Raw genomic sequence first — 16007 nt, 5'->3', positions numbered from 1 at the left:
GAAAACCACAGCATGCCACTGCGCCGCACGCGAATCATCGAATTTAACAATAGGAAATTCTGATGGCTAACCTTCTGTGCCGTAGGGTCGCCATTCATGGCGACCTGGCCTAACTCACGCTCAATTCTGCTCCGATAATTGCACCGCCATGGTATCCGCCTCCAAAGCCTCGAACACATGCGGTTCGTCGGCGGGATAGCAAATGTAGTCGCCTGGATTCAGCTCGACCGGCGCATCGCGCGGTCCCACCAGCGCACGGCCACGCGCGATGATTACATGTTCGACCGAGCCCGGCGGATGCGGTTTTGAGTCGCGCGGTGCGCCAGGTTGGCTGGTGACCAGATAGAGATCGCGGCGTCCGCCGGGCGGGCAACTTGCTAGCAAGGCCGCCTGATAATCCGCCATCTCCGCTGAGACGATCATGCCTTCGCCACGACGAATTACCTGCAAACGCTTCACTTCCGGCTCCATCAAACGCGCGAAAGGAATATTCAACGCCACACACAGCGCCCACAACGTTTCAAGACTGGGATTACCGTTACCCGCTTCGAGCTGCGACAGCGTGGATTTGGCGATCCCGGCGCGACGCGCCACTTCTGTCAGTGAAAGCCCCGCGCGCTGGCGTTCGCGCAGTAATCCGACAGCGATAATATCAATTGGCGTGGTCAAACCCTCTCCTGTTCTTTATATCGAACGATTTGTTCGTCTTGTAAAACAATTCTGCTGCGTTCATTATAACGGCTTTCCTGTTCGATATGAGATCAAATTGTGATGCGTCTGGGTGCAGTGCCGCTTGATCGCGGAGTCATAAAAGCCATATTCCTGGTTTGTCTTGCCGACGGTATTGTCGGGCTTTCTTACGGTTCGCTAGCGGCGGCCGAAGGGTTTCCGCTGTGGGTGCCGATTGCACTCTCAACGCTGGTGCTGGCGGGCGCGTCGGAATTCCTGTTTATCGGCATTGTGGCGGGCGGTGGCAGTCCGCTGACGGCGGCGGCGGCGGGTTTGCTGGTTAACGCGCGTCATCTGCCGTTTGGTATCGCGGTAAAAGATCTGGTGGGTAAAGGCAGCCGCAGCCTGCTGGGATGCCACATCATGAATGATGAAAGCGTGGTGTTTGGCATTTCCCAGCCAAAACTGGCGCAGCGTCGCGCCGCTTACTGGATTTGCGGTTTGGGCATTTTCACCATCTGGCCGCTGTCGGTGATTGGCGGTGCGGTAATCGGTCGCTTTATTCCCGATGTTTCGGCCATTGGTTTAGATGCGGTGTTCCCAGCGATCCTGATTGCCCTGATTTTCCCGGCGCTGCGTCAGCGTCGCACGCTGATCCCCGCGACGCTTGGCACTGCGCTGTCAGTGCTTGCAACGCCATTTGTACCAGCGGGTATGCCGGTGCTGTTTTCATTGCTGGGATTACTGAGCTGGCGAGAGCGTAAAAATGCAAAATAATCTGATCATTGGCGGTATCGCGCTGCTGGCGGTAGGCACTTATGCGATCCGCTTCGCCGGTTATCGCTTGGGCAGCCGTATGCAGATGTCGGATCGCGCCCGCAACATGCTGTCTGATGCCGCCACCGTTTTGCTGCTGGCGGTAGCCGTAACCACCGCGTTGTTTGAAGGCACGCATTTTGCCGGTGTGGCGCGCATCGCCGGCGTGTTGTTTGCGGTGTTTTTGGCCTGGCGTCGCACACCGTTGATTCTGGTAATTATCGGTGCCGCGCTGATGACCGCGTTGCTACGCTACTTCGGCGTGCCCTGATCGCGCCAGGTTTGCGCGCGTAATTCATATAATAAACTGGCGGGTGCGCCTGGAACATCGTGAAACTGGTCGTAACAGCGCAGTCCCGCTTTCTCTAACACCCGCTGTGACGCGAAATGATCCGGGCGCACCGCAGCATCAATTACCGGAAGCTGGCACTCATCGAAGCCATAAGCGATCACCGTGCGGGCGAACTCGGTGGCGTAACCTTTTCCCCATGCCTCTTCCGCCAGACGATAGCCAAGATTATTGACTGGCTTGCCAGCAAACTCGCGTACCGTTAAGCCACCAAATCCCAAAACCTGATCCGGTTGCTCGCGTAGGCAAATTGCCCAGTTACCGAAGGGGAAGGATTGCCAGTGCGCCAGCCAGCGAGTTAATACCTCTTCTGCAAAGGCTACATCGGGAAACGGACCGGCCGGATTGAACATATTGGTATCCGGATCGCCATAGATGGCAAACAGGCGCTGAACATCGGTAGGTGCAACCGGACGAAGAAACAAACGTGATGAAGTGAGTTGCATTGTCGTAACCTTTTGTAGCCGGAATCGGCGTTATCTTCCTGATGAGTTTTGTTACTGTGATACTCCACGGATTACTAGCATAGAGGAAAACGTATGAAACCGCGTTTAGCCCGCTGTGATGAAACGGCCACGTTGTGGCGTATTCGCAACCTTGCGATTCGCCACGGTTGCCAGGCCGTTTATCCAGCAGATGTTATTAGCGCATGGACGCCCGATGCGTTGCCGCACGGCTATTTTGAGGCGGTCAAAAGCAACCCGTTTTATGTGGTCGACGATGCTGAATATGGCGTCGCCGCGACCGGGTTTCTCGATCTGCACAGCGGCAGTGTAGAAGCAATTTTTACGCTGCCCGTTTGCAATGGCAAAGGTTATGCCAGCGCGATAATGCAGGCAATTATCGATGAAGCGCGTCAGCGTGGTTTTACTCAACTGACGCTTGCCGCCACGCCTAACGCCAGTGGCTTCTATCAGCGCCACGGTTTTCGTGTGGTGCGTGAAGCGCTTTATCCCTCGGCGCTGGCGCAAGCCGACCTTCCCTGCGTCGAAATGATCCGCGAGCTTTAAGGCTAAAATGACAAACAGTGCAAACAACATGGACCGCGCGAATATGGTAATTAACTGCGTAGCGTATCGCCACGGCAAGCGCGAAGAGCATGTCGATATCGCCGATATCAGTGAAGTATTAAAAGAAGAGAAATCCTTCGTCTGGATGGGTTTGTACCAACCTGAACCGGCTTTTATGCAGACGCTGCAGCAGGAATTCAGCCTACATGAACTGGCGATTGAAGATGCGCTGGTGGCACATCAGCGACCGAAGATCGAGCAGTACGGCGATTCGGTGTTTATCGTGGTGAAAACCGCCCACATGGACGAGCAGCAGCGCATCACTTTCGGCGAAACCCACTTCTTTCTCGGCAAAAACTTCCTGATCACCGTGCGTCACGGTTCTTCGGAAGGCTATGCAGACATCCGCACCAAAGCCGAAAAGAATCACGCGCTACTGTGTGAAGGGCCGGGTTATGCGCTCTACTGCATCCTCGATTTCATCGTTGATAACTACAGCAAAATCACCGAATCCCTCAACGATCGCATTAGCGGGTTGGAACAGGGCATGTTCACCACGCGTTTCGACAGCGATGCGCTGCAGAACGTTTATCATCTGCGTCGTGAACTGCTGGCGCTGCGTAACGCGGCGCTACCGGTGACCGAAATCTGCCAGCAGCTGGTGCGCTTCCACGAAGATATCATCCCAAAAAATCTGCGTGCCTATCTGCGTGACGTACAGGATCACGCACATCACGTGATGATTGATGCGGAAGATATGCGCGAAATGCTTACCAGCGCGATGCAGGTCAATCTGGCGCTGGTGTCGGTGCAGCAAAGCGAAGTGAATAAAAAGCTCGCCGGTTGGGGTGCGATCCTGATCGTGCCGACCATCATTTTCAGCATGTACGGCATGAACTTCCCGGATATGCCAGAACTGCACACGCACTTTGGTTATCCTGCAGTGGTGGGCGTAACCATCGTTATCTGCTGCGTAATGTGGTGGCGGCTGAAAAAGGCCGGTTGGCTATAAACGTTAAATGCCTGCATTTTTTGCACAACTTCCTGCAACCCGGAGTGAAAGATGTCCTTTAATATTGGTCTTCTGCTGTTCCCCAACCTCACGCAACTCGATCTCACCGGTCCGTGGGAAGTGTTTGCCCGCATGCCCAACGTTAACAACTATCTGATTTGGAAAGATCGCCAGCCGGTGATGTCAGATCGCGGTCTGGCGATCGTACCAACCGTGACCTTTAACGATTGCCCTCAACTCGATCTGATCTGCGTTCCCGGCGGTCCCGGACAAATTGCGTTGATGGAGGATGACGAAACGCTGGATTTCGTGCGCCGCATGGCGGAAAACGCCAAGTGGGTGACTTCGGTATGTACCGGTTCGCTGGTATTAGGTGCAGCGGGTTTATTGCAGGGATATCGCGCTACGTCACATTGGGGTTCGCTTGATCAACTCAGCTTGCTCGGTGCCACGCCGGTAGCGGAACGTGTGGTGCGCGATCGCAACCGCATCACTGGCGCGGGCGTCACCTCAGGCATTGATTTCGCTTTAACCGTGGCGGAAGAGCTGCTTGGACGTGAAACAGCGGAAAATATCCAGCTGCAGATGGAGTACGATCCGGCGCCGCCATTCCATTCCGGTTCGCCACGCAGTGCGTCGCCGGAACGGTTGGTGGAGGCAAAAATCCAGATGCAGGATTTTATTGCCCGCCGACGTGCAGCGACCGAAAGTGCCGCAGCACGGCTCAAGCGTGACTGATAAAAATTGGCGATTTCAGCCTGAAATCGCCACAAGTTTTACCGCTTAATGTGCGCTGGCAGTAGGGCGCACGGTGATTTCACTGGTATCCACCTCGCCAGGCTGATCGATGGCCCAACTGACAGCTTTGGCAATCGCTTCCGGCTTGAGGGCAATCTGGCGATAGCTCTTCATCGCCTCACGCGCGGTGCTATCGCTGATGATATCCGCAAGTTCAGATTCCACCACACCGGGATTGATCACCGTAACCCGCAGATGCTGCGATTCCTGGCGCAGGCCATCGGAAATCGCGCGAACGGCAAACTTAGTGGCGCAATACACGGCGGCAGTCGGCGAAACGGTCAGTGCGCCAATGGAGGCGATATTAATAATGTGACCAAACTGCTGCGCTTGCATAGTCGGCAGCACCGCAGCAATGCCATACAGCACGCCGCGAATGTTGACGTCGAGCATCAAGTCCCATTCATCGACTTTCATTGAGCTCATCGGTGACAGTGGCATCACGCCCGCATTGTTGATCATCACATCAATACGGCCATATTTCTCCAGCGCAAAATTGGCCAGCTGCTGTGTATCGGCGCGCTGGGTGACGTCGGTGGCGAGATAATCCACGCTTGCGCCGCCAAAACGCAATTCATCACATAACGCCTGCAGACGATCGGTACGGCGCGCGCCGAGCACCAGCTGATGACCTTGTTGCGCCAGATGACGTGCAATGCCTTCGCCAATGCCACTGCTGGCGCCGGTTAAAATAATCACTTTCTTCGCTGTATTCATGATGCACTCCTCGTTGAGTTGACGAGGATATTGTTGATAAATCATGCAGTGCGCAACAGACCGGATTGTGGCGCATGTTTGCCTGATTCTCTCGTGTGCATTGTGTAACCACGATTCATACAGCTATGCTTTGCCTGAATCTCTCTGAGGAAATTGTTCATGCCACACTCCGTGCAACAGCGCACCTGCGCTTTACTCAGCCAGCTGGCGCGTCAGGAAGGCTATACCGAATCGCTGCTCGATAGTGTGCGCTTTATGCGCGCCGATCGGCAGTGGGCGCGCACGCCAGTATTGTATGAGCCGAGCATCATCATTATTTGTCAGGGATCGAAACGCGCTTTCCTCGCCGACAAAATGTATCGCTACGACGCACAACATTATCTGGTCTTGTCGGTGCCACTGCCGTTTTCTGCTGAGACGGAAGCCACATCAGAAGAGCCGTTGTTGGGCATCGCAATTCGTCTGGATGTTGCCATGGTGGCTCGGCTGGTGGCACAACTGGCCAGCAGTGAAACGGCGATAACTGCTGCACCGGCGGGCATCATCTCAACACCGATCAACGAAACACTGGCGGAGAGCACGCTGCGTTTGTTGGAAGCGTTGAGCGATCCGCTTGAAGCCAAAGTGTTGGGACCGGCGCGCGTCGAAGAGATCTGTTTTCGCGTATTGATAGGCGAGCAGGGCGGTGCGGTGCGTGCGGCGTTAACCTATCAAGGCCATTTTGGTCGTATCGCGCGTGCTTTGCAGCGCATCCATGCCGACTGGCGTCAGCCGCTGGATGTACCACATCTGGCGAATGAAGCCGGGATGAGCGTGCCGCGTTTCCATCTGCATTTTAAAACGGTGACGCAAACCTCGCCGATTCAATATCTAAAATCGCTGCGTTTGCATCAGGCGCGTTTAATGATGATCCGCGACAATCTCACCGCCGCTGGTGCCGCAGCGCGCGTCGGCTATGAAAGTGATTCGCAGTTTAATCGTGAGTTCAAACGGATGTTTGGTCGCAGTCCGGCAGAAGAGGCGCGGGAGATGAAGCGAGCGTTTGAGTTGTTACCGCCGGAGCAGCTGTCCGGCCGATTACAGGTGCATTAACTTAGCGAATGCTCATGATGGCAACGACAAATAAAATCCAGAATACTGCACATCCGGTAAACATCATTTGCCAAACTAAACGGCGTTCTACTGTCAGAAAAGAAGAAAAGCGTGAACGTAAAATCGATTGCATAGCGACCTCAAATCAGAATTTTAGAAGAAAGTTTGTTGGCTGGAACAGGAAGTTTCTGTCAGCGGATAAGACTATTCTGACTCTGGAGGGGTAAGAATTCGACAAGACCAGTCTCGTTTTTTGCCTGGAATCTAAACGACATATAAAGAAAAGCCGCACAGGGCGCGGATCCCTGTGCGGCTGAATTCCAGACATTTGCTGGCTAAACGTTACGCGTCACGCCGCCATCAACACGAATATTCTGAGCGGTAATATAGGCTGCGCCAGGCGACGCCAGGAAGGCGATGGTTGCTGCCACTTCTGCAGAAGTGCCGTAGCGCTGTAATGGCACGCTGTCGCGACGTTCATCGGTTTTCGGCAAGCTATCGATCCAGCCAGGCAGCACATTGTTGATGCGAATGTTATCGGCCGCGTAAGTATCGGCGAAAATTTTGGTGAAGGATGCCAGCCCGGCGCGGAACACCGCTGAGGTCGGGAACATATCGGTTGGCTCAAACGTCCATGCCGAGGAGATATTGATAATGCTGCCGCCGCCCTGTTTCTGCATGATTGGCGTGACCAGACGCGTGGCGCGCACCACATTCAAAAAGTAGGTTTCCATGCCGAGCTGCCACTGCTCGTCGGTTAATTCCAGAATCGGCGCGCGCGGACCATGACCGGCGCTGTTCACCAGCACATCAATGCGTCCCCAGCGCGCCAGCGTTTGATCCACCAGCTTCTGCAGATTTTCAACGGATTGATTGGAACCCGTCACGCCCAAGCCACCCAGCCGCTCCGCCAGCGCTTCACCTTTGCCGGATGAAGAGAGGATCGCCACTTTAAAGCCGTCGCTCGCCAGTTTCTCCGCTGCTGCTGCACCCATGCCGCTGCCACCAGCAACGATTACTGCCACTTTTTCTACTGTCATCATTGATCTTCCTGTTAATTAAAAATCGATTAAATCCAGTATAAAAGGTAATTTCGGCAGCAGAGAGTCAGTCTGTTTGCCAATTGACGATAGGAAAACTACAGGATGAGCCTGGGATTTAGCGAGCTGCCGCCGCTTAATGCATTGAAAGTGTTTGAAGCGGTGACGCGACATCTTAACTTTCGTCTGGCGGCGGAAGAGCTAGGCGTGACGCAGGGCGCGGTGGCGCAGCAAATTCGCGGTCTGGAAGCCAGCCTTGGGCTGAAATTGTTTGATCGATTGCCGCGCACGCTGGCGCTGACCGGCGCGGGTGCAGGTTATGCAGTCAGCATCCGTCAGGCGTTTGAACTGATCGATGAAGCCACGCGCACGCTGCGTCCGGAACCGAATCGCTTAACGTTGAGCGTAACGCCCACCTTTGCCAGCCGCTGGATGCTGCCGCGCTTACCGGGTTTTACCGCCGCTTGGCCGGATATCGATCTGCGCGTTTTAGCTTCTGAGCGGCTGGTGCAGTTTCATCATGAAGGCGTCGATATAGCGGTGCGCTACGGCAGGCCGCCATTTGGCGCGGGTCTTGATGCCACTTTACTGTTTAGCCAAACGGTATTAGCGGTGGTGAGTCCGGCGCTGCTTGAAGAGCTGGGCGATCCGGCCGAGAGCGATAACTGTCTGCGCTACGCCTTGCTGCATGATGGTCATCATCTTTGGCCCGCATTTCTGGCGTTTACCTTCCCGCATGTATCGCTACATCATCAGCATCACCTGCGTTTCAATCAAACCGCGCTGGCGCTGGAAGCGGCGATCAGCGGGCAGGGCATTGCGCTCACCAGCCCGCATTTCGTGCAGAACGATCTGGCCAGCAGACGTTTGGTGCCGGCGTTTTCGCAGCAAATGATTATGGATGCCGGTTGGTATCTGGTGTGGCCGCGCCGTCCGCGCGAGCAGGCGCCGGTGATAGCGGTGCGCGATTGGCTTTTAGCGCAGGTTAGCGGCTGATTATTGTTCAATAACGAAATCAGTAAAACTGATGATCCGCATGGGATCATGAATGTTATAACTGCTTAATGATGCAGATGTGGGGTTTTATCCTGTCAAGGCAGGGAATTAGCAAAATATCGCGAAAATTCAGCAAGTAAAGCAACGGATTGTGCGTTGCATTCTGTCGGATGCTGTGAATAAATACGGAGTCAATTTTAATAAAAATGCCATAAAGGCCAGGCTCGCGCCTGAAAAAAGATTTTTGCATATGACCGATCATAAAGATGTTTTAGCCAGGGACATCAGCGCCAAAAGCGAAAGCATGCAGGCGCATCTCATCGCCATTCGCCGTGACATTCACGCGCATCCGGAGCTGGGTTTCGACACCGTCCGCACTGCGCACATCGTTGAGCAGGAACTGCTGCGCCTGGGTCTGACGCCGAAAACCGGCGTCGGCAGAACCGGCGTGATGGTGGATATTGTCGGCGCGCATCCTGGTAAAACCGTGCTGTTACGCGCGGATATGGATGCATTGCCAATCCATGAACAAACCGGTTTACCTTTCAGCAGCCAATATCCCGGCAAAATGCACGCCTGCGGCCACGATATTCACACCGCGACGATGCTCGGCGTGGCGGCGATTGTGCCGCACTATCGCGCGCAGTTGCATGGCACTTTGCGATTGATTTTCCAGCCAGCAGAAGAGACGCCCGATAGCGGTGCCGAAGCGATGATCGCCGATGGCGCGGCAGATGGTGTCGATCTTGCCATCACGCTGCACAACAAACCGGAACTGGCCGCCGGCGAAATTGGCTTAACGCGCGGTGCTAGTACCGCCTCCAGCGACGAGTTTGATGTGGTAGTGCACGGTAAATCAACACACGCCGCCCGTCCGCACATGGGAACCGATCCGATCATTGCCGCCGTGAATCTGGTGAGCCAGCTGCAAACCATTATTTCGCGCGAGCTCGATCCTGCCAACTCGGCTGTGCTGACCATCGGCCACATTCATGGCGGCAGCACGCACAACATCATTTCCGATAGCTGCCTGATTCAGGGCACGGTGCGCGCCAAATCACCGGCGGCGCGTGCGCATATCGAAGAGGCGTTCAAACGTATTTGCGCGGGCGTCGCGCTGTCGCTGAATGTGCGCGTTGAGGTCAATTATCAGCGCGGCGTACCTCCGTTAATGAACGACGATGTGCTGATTGATGCGCTGGAACCGATTTTGTCGCACCAGTTTGGTAAGGCTATTGTCGCCAAGCCGAGCGCCAGCTTTGGTGCTGAAGATTTCTCGCTGTTTACCGAGCGCGCGCCAGGCTGCCAGATCCACATTGGATCCGGCGCGCCGGGACGCGACGACCATCTGCACAATTCGGATTACCAACCCGACGAGCGCAGTATCCATGCCGGCACGCAGGCATTAGCCCGTTTAGCCATTGATTTACTCTCTTAAAATAACGAACTTCGAGGTTTTCTGATGATGCGTAAAGGACTGTTTACCGCTTCTGTAGGCATGCTGCTGCTTGCCTCTTCCGCTCTGGTGCAGGCAAAAGATTTTGGCACGCTGAAATTCGCCACTGAAGCCGCTTATCCGCCGTTTAACCAATCCACGCCGAACGGCAAAATCGTTGGTTATGAGCCGGATATGGTGGCTGAAATCGCTAAACGTGCCGGTTTCAAATACGAAATCGTGGCGCAGAAATGGTCCGGTATGATTCCGGGACTGGTCGATGGCAAATATGACGCGGTGATCGATGCTGTGACCGTCACGCCGAAGCGTGAAGAAGTGGTGGATTTCTCACGCCAGTACACCGTGAGTGTTTCAGGTTTTGTCACTCTGAAGGGCAGCGCGGTTGATACCTTGCCTGGCAATGGCGAAGTGGTGCTGGCGGATGACGAAGCTGGCATGACCAAATCTATCGATGCTTTGAAAGCCAAATTCAAAGGCAAAACCATCGCTGTGCAGGTTGCCACCATTCAGGCGGATTTCCTCAACAAATATCTGGCGGATGTGGCAACGATTCGTACTTATCAGGCCGGACCGGAAACCTTCGCCGATCTGCTGAACGGCCGCGTTGATGCAGTAATGGCGTCACGCACCAACCTGAATGCCTATGTGAAAAAGCATGCGGATACCGTTAACAGCACCGGTTACGGTTTCTCGGGCGGCGTGTTGGGCCAGGGTTCAGCCATCGCGATTCAGAAAAACAATCCTGAGCTGAAGGCGGCGCTGGATAACGCGTTAAATTCAATGATCAAAGATGGCACGCTAAAGCAGCTGTCTGAAAAATGGTTCGGCGAAAACGTCGCACCTAAAGAGTAATTCCAGGCGCTTATGGCTATTGATTGGCAAATCTTAGGTTTTGGTGACGAAGGTTGGGGCGGCGTGTTGCTTAACGCCGCCACGGTGACCGTCACCGTTTCATTATGCGCATGGCTGCTGGGCGCAATTCTCGGCAGCTTGTTGTGTTGGATGCAGATTGGTGGCGGGCGCTGGCAACAGCGTCTTGCCAACGGTTACATCACGCTGTTTCGTGGTGTGCCTGAGCTGCTGGTGATCTACCTGTTCTATTTTGGTGGACGTCAGGTGGTGTCGTTTGTCGGGGAAAGTCTTGGCCTGCAAGGACCGTTTGATGTGAACGGCTTTGTAGCGGGTGCGATCGCCATCGGCCTGATCTCCGGTGCTTATCAAAGTAGCGTGTTCCGCGGCGCGTTCTACGCGATCCCGAAAGGGACGCTGGAAGCCGCAACGGTAACCGGCATGGGCCGTTTGATGCTGTTCCGCCGCATGATTGTGCCGCAGGCGCTGAAAACCGCGCTGCCGGGCATGGGAAATCAGTGGCAATCGGTAATCAAAGAGTCGGCGCTGGTTTCAGTCACCGGCTTAGTGGAAACCATGAACCAGATCTCCACCGCCTCGAACTCGACGCAAATGCCGTTCTTCTTCTACAGCGTTGGCGCGGTGATCTACCTGATCATCACCACCTGTTCCGATTTTGTTTTCCGCTATGTGGAAAAAGTGGCCATGCGCGGGCAACAACGCGCGCGGTTGTAAGGAGCCACGATGGATGTCACTTTCCTGCAGCACACCTTAGCTGCGTTGCTGCGCGGCCTGCCGCTCACGCTCAATCTGGCGCTGTTGTCGTTGTTGGGTGGCGGCGTGCTGGCACTGTTGCTCAATCTGCTGCGGCAGAATCGCTTCGGAAGCTACGTTACCCGTTTCTACGTCTGGGTGTTTCGCGGCACGCCGCTGCTGATTCAGATCTTCATGATCTATTACGGCCTCGGCAGCTTACCGGCGGTGCGCGAAAGCGTGTTGTGGCCGCTGCTGCGCGATCCTTACTGGTGCGGTTTGATTGCGCTGGTGCTTAATGATGCGGCGTACACCTCGGAGATTCTGCGCGGCGGGCTTAACGCCGTGAGCGTGCAGTCGCTGGAAGCGGCCAAAGTGAGCGGCATGTCGCGCTTCACCACGCTACGTCGCATCACGCTGCCGCTGGCGGTGCGCCAGGCATTGCCGGCTTACAGCAATGAAATTATCTCGATGATCAAATCGACCTCGCTGGTCAGCACCATCAGCTTGATGGAGATGACCGGCATCGCTGATTCCATTGTCTCTGAGACTTTCCGGGCGCTGGAGGTGTTTATCAGCGCGGCGATTATTTATCTGCTACTGACCGTGCTGGTGAGTAAAGCGGTGGCGCTGCTGGAGCGCCGTTTGTCCCCTTATCACGTTGGAGCACGTCCATGAGTAAACCCACTATCGCCCTGAGTCATCTCAGAAAAAGTTATAGCGGGCACGAAGTGCTGCACGATATCAGCCTGACGGCGCAGGATGGCGACGTGATTTCGCTAATCGGTGCCAGCGGCTCAGGCAAAAGTACCTTGTTGCGCTGCATTCCGTTCTTAGAAGTGCCGCAGGGCGGGGAAATTGCGGTGGGTGACGAAGTGGTCACTATCGATAATCCCGACGAGAAGCTCAGCCGCGAGCAGCAGCGCCGCATCAAGCTGATGCGCATGCAACTCGGTTTTGTCTTCCAGAGCTTCAATCTGTGGCCGCATAAAACTGTATTGCAGAACATCATCGAAGCGCCGATTCATGTGCAGAAGCGCAGCAGTAAAGAGGCGATTAAAGAGGCTGAAGCGCTGCTGCAAAAAGTGGGACTGTACGAGAAGCGTAACGCGTGGCCATCGCAGCTTTCGGGTGGTCAGCAACAGCGCGTGGCGATTGCCCGTGCGCTGGCGCAGCAGCCGAAGGCGATTCTGTTTGATGAGCCGACTTCAGCGCTTGATCCCGAGCTGGTGGGCGAAGTGCTGCGCGTGATTCGCAGCCTGGCAGAAGAGGGGCGCACCATGATCATCGTCACGCATGAAATGGGCTTTGCACGTGATGTCTCGAACAAAGCGGTGTTTCTGCATCAGGGTAAAATCGAAGAAGCCGGTTCGCCACAGCAAGTGTTCAGCGATCCCATCTCCGCGCGCTGTCGCGCATTTGTGAGTAGTCACTTACAGCGCAATAGTTAACAACAATTCCCTTTCCCTGTGCACCAGCTACGTGAATGAGCTGGTGCATTTCTCATGCGCCTTATGTTTTCCCTTTATTTCCTCGTCATCAAAGCCATTGCTGTTGCAGCGGGTGGTCCGAATAGCAGCGACCGCGCGCCAGGCAGACTTCTGAAAACACGAGCCGACCGGGAAAAGTCGTTGAATCCCAATACGGCGCGGGTTACAACGTTTGACTTTAGTCAGGCCTCCTTTGCCGGAGTACTTCTTTACTGCATAACCACGGAATTCTATGCCGCACACTTACCGACCATGGATGAAAAGGTATTGGCTGGTCTGGCTACTGTTAACGCTGATCACCTTGATAGCGTTATTTGCCGATCAAATTTTGCAACAGCAGCGTGTGGGCGAAGCGCAATTTAATCAGCAATTTAATCGCCTCGCCGCCTATCAAACGCAGAATGAAACGCTGTTGCCGCTGCTGAATGGCGATGAGGATCTCGCTGCTTTGCAGAGCAAATTTCCGCAGCTTGTCCTGCTGGAACACACCGTAAATCGTCCGTTAACCGCGCCACGTTTTGAAGAAGTGAGCGGTGGACGCTATTGGCTCTACAACCCTTACCGCCAGATTCGCATGCTGATCGATTTGCACTTTGCCCTGCAAACCTCGGATGTGGCACTGGCGCTGGCTTTTCATATCCACGCGCCGGCCGCCATGCAAACGGTGAACTATTCGGACTCGGCGCGCTGGCAATGGCAGCGGCCGTTCATCAATCACTATCAGCCGTTCTTGCTGAAAGGCAGCGCCAATCCCGACTGGCGAGCGCTGCATATGCTGCCATTTACGCTGGCGCTGCTGTTGTGGCTGGTGATTGGCGGCTTGGGCTGGTGGCTGCTGCGTCACTGGCGTCAGCATGTGGAGATGCGCCTGCGCGCGGACTATTTCCAACGTACGCGGCGTGAAGCGCTGGGCGAGTTCACCGCCGGCATCATTCATGAAATCAATCAGCCGCTGACCGCCATTAACACTTGGTTGCATAGCAGTCAGTTACTGTTGAAGCAGGGTAAACACGAAAATCTGCCACAGGCGCTTAATGCGATGAGCTTGCAAACGGAACGCCTCGCGGCGTTGCTGCAACGTTTTCGCGACATTGTGAGTGAACGTCCGGTGGCGATGACCGCCGTGAATCCGGAAGTCGTCTGGCGGCGCGTGACGCTGCTGCTGCAACAGGAACTGGATGATGGCGATGTCGCGCTGCGTCAGCAGTTTCAGCACGGTCAGGCAAAAGTGCTGAGCGATCCACAGTGGCTGGAACAGGTGTTCCACAACCTGTTGCAAAACGCCATTCACATGCAGCACGGACGTCCCGATGCATGGGTGAAGATTGCATCGGAGCACATTCCACACGGCATCAAAATCATCATCAGCGATAACGGTCCCGGCTTCTCTGCGGAAGGATTAGCGCAGGCTTGCATGCCGTTTTACAGCTCGCGCGCCAACAGCATGGGATTAGGCATGACGCTGGTCGAGAGCTTGATGTTACGCATGAACGGCCAGCTGCGGCTGGCAAATCGCGCTGAAGGCGGCGCGGAGATTACCTTAATTTTCCAACTGGCGGAGTAACGGAATGGTCGCAAAGGTTTGGTTAGTGGATGATGATTTGTCCGTGCGTGAATCGCTCGGTTTTCTGCTTAAAACGCTGGAATATGACGTGGCCGATTTTGCCGATTTGGCCGCATTTGAAGCGGCCACGCAAGCGCAGGAACCGCTGCGCGGCTGCTTGCTACTGGATGTGCGCATGCCGGGTATTAGCGGCCTGAGCTGGCTGGCGGAACAGGGCGATCGCCATCCGCTGCTGCCGGTGATCATCATGACTGGTCACGGCACCATTGATGCCTGTCGTCGTGCATTTCGTCAGGGCGCGTTTGAGTTTTACACCAAGCCGCTGGATATAGAACCGCTGCTGGAAACCATTCATTTGGCATTCAACGAGAGTGAACAACGTGCCGAGCGCTGGCATTCACAGCAGGGATTGCAGGCGCGGTTTGCGCTGTTATCGGCGCGAGAAAATGAAGTGATGCAGCTGATGATTGCCGGGCAAACCAGCAAAGAGATCGCGCGTGATTTATCGCTGTCGCCGCGCACCGTGGAAGCGCATCGTGCGGCAGTGTTTGCCAAACTGGAACTCAATAATCTCGCGCAATTGATTCACGCCTGGCAGCAGCTGAACCAGGTATAACTACCAGGATGAACGGGTAATCGCCCGAATATTTCTTTTTCCAGCCGCGCTTTAAAGTGTCACTCACTATTAAACAGGAGTGACACATGAACATCCGCCTTTCTCTGATTGCCGCTGCGGCGGCCTTTGTTTCCTTCGGCAGCCACGCTGCATTAACTGAATCCAACCTTTCACTGGCTGACGCACAGAAGCTGGCAAGCGCCGCGATTCAGTCGTGCGCGGCGAAAAACTACAACGTGGCGGTAACCGTGGTTGATCGTGCCGGTGTGGTAAAAGCGGTGCAGCGCATGGATAACGCCGGTCCGCACACCGTGGAAGCCAGCCAGATGAAAGCGTACACCGCGCTCAGCACCAAAAACCCAAGCGGTAAAGTGATGGAAGCGGCGCAGAATAATGCTGGTGCGCAGAATATGCGTGATATTCCTGGCTTCCTGCTGTTGGCGGGTGGTGTGCCGGTGAAAAGCGGCGATCAGGTGATTGGCGCAATCGGCATCGGCGGCGCGCCAGGCGGCAATCTGGATGAAGCCTGCGCGATGGATGCCCTTAAGGCTTTGTAAACATAGCGCAAGTAGGGTCGCCATTTATGGCGTAATGCCGAACGGTTTAGCCCAGAGCGACTTTCGTTCGCTATGTGCTAAGGCAGTTGCAGCACGTTCGTGCGGCGACCGAGCAGAGGACGCCTGGCTGCACTGAACCCCAAAACCTGGACACATTTTACATCTCTTTTGATGCCCGGTATTCCACCGGGCTCATGCCCGTTCTGAGACAAATTCGTTCGTG

Annotated in this window: 19 protein-coding genes; 15 read left to right on the top strand and 4 right to left on the bottom strand. The window is 55.1% G+C overall.

The window, feature by feature from the left end:
- Window positions 1-120: 120 nt before the first annotated feature.
- Window positions 121-669, bottom strand: a complete 549-nt coding sequence (locus BM323_RS20510; RefSeq protein ID WP_008109201.1) for a helix-turn-helix domain-containing protein — start codon at window positions 667-669, stop codon at window positions 121-123.
- A 102-nt stretch (window positions 670-771) separates the two neighbouring features.
- Here BM323_RS20510 and BM323_RS20505 point away from each other — a divergent pair, with 102 nt between their 5' ends.
- Both BM323_RS20505 and BM323_RS20500 read left to right on the top strand, forming a co-directional pair.
- Window positions 772-1446, top strand: a complete 675-nt coding sequence (locus BM323_RS20505; protein ID WP_008109202.1) for an AzlC family ABC transporter permease — start codon at window positions 772-774, stop codon at window positions 1444-1446.
- Window positions 1436-1756 carry an AzlD domain-containing protein gene (locus BM323_RS20500; RefSeq protein ID WP_008109204.1) on the top strand — a complete coding sequence of 107 codons (321 nt, stop codon included), beginning with the start codon at window positions 1436-1438 and terminating at the stop codon, window positions 1754-1756. The genes BM323_RS20505 and BM323_RS20500 overlap by 11 nt, the downstream gene beginning before the upstream one ends.
- Here BM323_RS20500 and BM323_RS20495 read toward each other — a convergent pair.
- On the bottom strand, window positions 1738-2280 hold the full coding sequence (locus BM323_RS20495) for a GNAT family N-acetyltransferase (protein ID WP_008109206.1): 543 nt from the start codon (window positions 2278-2280) through the stop codon (window positions 1738-1740). The two genes, BM323_RS20500 and BM323_RS20495, sit on opposite strands and share 19 nt — an antisense overlap.
- Window positions 2281-2373: 93 nt before the next feature.
- Here BM323_RS20495 and BM323_RS20490 point away from each other — a divergent pair, with 93 nt between their 5' ends.
- Genes BM323_RS20490 through BM323_RS20480 form a run of 3 tightly spaced genes read left to right on the top strand, consistent with a single transcriptional unit; the run spans window position 2374 to window position 4594 of the window.
- On the top strand, window positions 2374-2844 hold the full coding sequence (locus tag BM323_RS20490) for a GNAT family N-acetyltransferase (protein ID WP_008109208.1): 471 nt from the start codon (window positions 2374-2376) through the stop codon (window positions 2842-2844).
- Window positions 2845-2887: 43 nt separating this feature from the next.
- Window positions 2888-3856: a magnesium/cobalt transporter CorA gene (gene corA, locus BM323_RS20485; protein WP_081530091.1), complete on the top strand. Its 969-nt coding sequence runs from the start codon at window positions 2888-2890 to the stop codon at window positions 3854-3856.
- Window positions 3857-3907: 51 nt separating this feature from the next.
- The gene (locus BM323_RS20480; RefSeq protein WP_008109211.1) at window positions 3908-4594 is read left to right on the top strand and encodes a DJ-1/PfpI family protein; all 687 of its coding nucleotides are present in this window, start codon (window positions 3908-3910) and stop codon (window positions 4592-4594) included.
- A 45-nt stretch (window positions 4595-4639) separates the two neighbouring features.
- Here BM323_RS20480 and BM323_RS20475 read toward each other — a convergent pair whose 3' ends face one another.
- Window positions 4640-5371 (bottom strand): SDR family oxidoreductase, encoded by a 732-nt coding sequence (locus BM323_RS20475; RefSeq protein WP_008109213.1) that lies wholly within the window; start codon window positions 5369-5371, stop codon window positions 4640-4642.
- A gap of 159 nt (window positions 5372-5530) precedes the next feature.
- Here BM323_RS20475 and BM323_RS20470 point away from each other — a divergent pair, with 159 nt between their 5' ends.
- On the top strand, window positions 5531-6463 hold the full coding sequence (locus BM323_RS20470) for an AraC family transcriptional regulator (RefSeq protein WP_008109215.1): 933 nt from the start codon (window positions 5531-5533) through the stop codon (window positions 6461-6463).
- A gap of 335 nt (window positions 6464-6798) precedes the next feature.
- On the opposite strand, the gene BM323_RS20465 is transcribed toward BM323_RS20470, so the two are convergent.
- A complete protein-coding gene (locus BM323_RS20465; RefSeq protein WP_036649743.1) occupies window positions 6799-7503 on the bottom strand; it encodes an SDR family oxidoreductase in 705 nt (234 codons plus the stop codon).
- A 105-nt stretch (window positions 7504-7608) separates the two neighbouring features.
- Here BM323_RS20465 and BM323_RS20460 point away from each other — a divergent pair, with 105 nt between their 5' ends.
- From BM323_RS20460 to BM323_RS20415, 9 genes are all read left to right on the top strand, one after another.
- Window positions 7609-8499, top strand: a complete 891-nt coding sequence (locus BM323_RS20460; RefSeq protein WP_008109221.1) for a LysR substrate-binding domain-containing protein — start codon at window positions 7609-7611, stop codon at window positions 8497-8499.
- A 250-nt stretch (window positions 8500-8749) separates the two neighbouring features.
- On the top strand, window positions 8750-9937 hold the full coding sequence (locus BM323_RS20450; RefSeq protein WP_036649725.1) for a M20 metallopeptidase family protein: 1188 nt from the start codon (window positions 8750-8752) through the stop codon (window positions 9935-9937).
- A 21-nt stretch (window positions 9938-9958) separates the two neighbouring features.
- Entirely contained in the window at window positions 9959-10807 is an 849-nt protein-coding gene (locus BM323_RS20445; RefSeq protein ID WP_175501730.1) for a transporter substrate-binding domain-containing protein, read from the top strand.
- 12 nt (window positions 10808-10819) lie between these two features.
- Window positions 10820-11539 carry an ABC transporter permease gene (locus tag BM323_RS20440; RefSeq protein WP_008109228.1) on the top strand — a complete coding sequence of 240 codons (720 nt, stop codon included), beginning with the start codon at window positions 10820-10822 and terminating at the stop codon, window positions 11537-11539.
- A 9-nt stretch (window positions 11540-11548) separates the two neighbouring features.
- Window positions 11549-12235: an ABC transporter permease gene (locus BM323_RS20435; protein ID WP_008109229.1), complete on the top strand. Its 687-nt coding sequence runs from the start codon at window positions 11549-11551 to the stop codon at window positions 12233-12235.
- Window positions 12232-13008 carry an ABC transporter ATP-binding protein gene (locus BM323_RS20430; protein ID WP_008109231.1) on the top strand — a complete coding sequence of 259 codons (777 nt, stop codon included), beginning with the start codon at window positions 12232-12234 and terminating at the stop codon, window positions 13006-13008. Before BM323_RS20435 ends, BM323_RS20430 begins: the two co-directional genes overlap by 4 nt.
- Before the next feature lie 295 nt (window positions 13009-13303).
- Window positions 13304-14611 (top strand): sensor histidine kinase, encoded by a 1308-nt coding sequence (locus tag BM323_RS20425; RefSeq protein ID WP_238541750.1) that lies wholly within the window; start codon window positions 13304-13306, stop codon window positions 14609-14611.
- A 4-nt stretch (window positions 14612-14615) separates the two neighbouring features.
- The gene (locus tag BM323_RS20420) at window positions 14616-15227 is read left to right on the top strand and encodes a response regulator transcription factor (protein WP_008109235.1); all 612 of its coding nucleotides are present in this window, start codon (window positions 14616-14618) and stop codon (window positions 15225-15227) included.
- An 86-nt stretch (window positions 15228-15313) separates the two neighbouring features.
- Complete coding sequence (locus tag BM323_RS20415) at window positions 15314-15784, top strand: GlcG/HbpS family heme-binding protein (RefSeq protein ID WP_008109237.1); 471 nt, start codon at window positions 15314-15316, stop codon at window positions 15782-15784.
- Window positions 15785-16007 lie beyond the last annotated feature (223 nt).

The organism is Pantoea sp. YR525, assembly GCF_900116775.1.
Classification (GTDB): domain Bacteria; phylum Pseudomonadota; class Gammaproteobacteria; order Enterobacterales; family Enterobacteriaceae; genus Pantoea; species Pantoea symbiotica.
The sequence above is the reverse complement of the archived record's forward strand: the minus strand, read 5'-3'. Positions and strand labels throughout refer to the sequence as shown.

Coding starts and splice junctions, on each gene's coding strand:
- BM323_RS20505 (WP_008109202.1), top strand. CDS start 772: ATGCGTCTGGGTGCAGTGCCGCTTGATCGCGGAGTCATAAAAGCCATA.
- BM323_RS20500 (WP_008109204.1), top strand. CDS start 1,436: ATGCAAAATAATCTGATCATTGGCGGTATCGCGCTGCTGGCGGTAGGC.
- BM323_RS20495 (WP_008109206.1), bottom strand. CDS start 2,280: ATGCAACTCACTTCATCACGTTTGTTTCTTCGTCCGGTTGCACCTACC.
- BM323_RS20490 (WP_008109208.1), top strand. CDS start 2,374: ATGAAACCGCGTTTAGCCCGCTGTGATGAAACGGCCACGTTGTGGCGT.
- corA (WP_081530091.1), top strand. CDS start 2,888: ATGGTAATTAACTGCGTAGCGTATCGCCACGGCAAGCGCGAAGAGCAT.
- BM323_RS20480 (WP_008109211.1), top strand. CDS start 3,908: ATGTCCTTTAATATTGGTCTTCTGCTGTTCCCCAACCTCACGCAACTC.
- BM323_RS20475 (WP_008109213.1), bottom strand. CDS start 5,371: ATGAATACAGCGAAGAAAGTGATTATTTTAACCGGCGCCAGCAGTGGC.
- BM323_RS20470 (WP_008109215.1), top strand. CDS start 5,531: ATGCCACACTCCGTGCAACAGCGCACCTGCGCTTTACTCAGCCAGCTG.
- BM323_RS20465 (WP_036649743.1), bottom strand. CDS start 7,503: ATGACAGTAGAAAAAGTGGCAGTAATCGTTGCTGGTGGCAGCGGCATG.
- BM323_RS20460 (WP_008109221.1), top strand. CDS start 7,609: ATGAGCCTGGGATTTAGCGAGCTGCCGCCGCTTAATGCATTGAAAGTG.
- BM323_RS20450 (WP_036649725.1), top strand. CDS start 8,750: ATGACCGATCATAAAGATGTTTTAGCCAGGGACATCAGCGCCAAAAGC.
- BM323_RS20440 (WP_008109228.1), top strand. CDS start 10,820: ATGGCTATTGATTGGCAAATCTTAGGTTTTGGTGACGAAGGTTGGGGC.
- BM323_RS20435 (WP_008109229.1), top strand. CDS start 11,549: ATGGATGTCACTTTCCTGCAGCACACCTTAGCTGCGTTGCTGCGCGGC.
- BM323_RS20430 (WP_008109231.1), top strand. CDS start 12,232: ATGAGTAAACCCACTATCGCCCTGAGTCATCTCAGAAAAAGTTATAGC.
- BM323_RS20425 (WP_238541750.1), top strand. CDS start 13,304: ATGAAAAGGTATTGGCTGGTCTGGCTACTGTTAACGCTGATCACCTTG.
- BM323_RS20420 (WP_008109235.1), top strand. CDS start 14,616: ATGGTCGCAAAGGTTTGGTTAGTGGATGATGATTTGTCCGTGCGTGAA.
- BM323_RS20415 (WP_008109237.1), top strand. CDS start 15,314: ATGAACATCCGCCTTTCTCTGATTGCCGCTGCGGCGGCCTTTGTTTCC.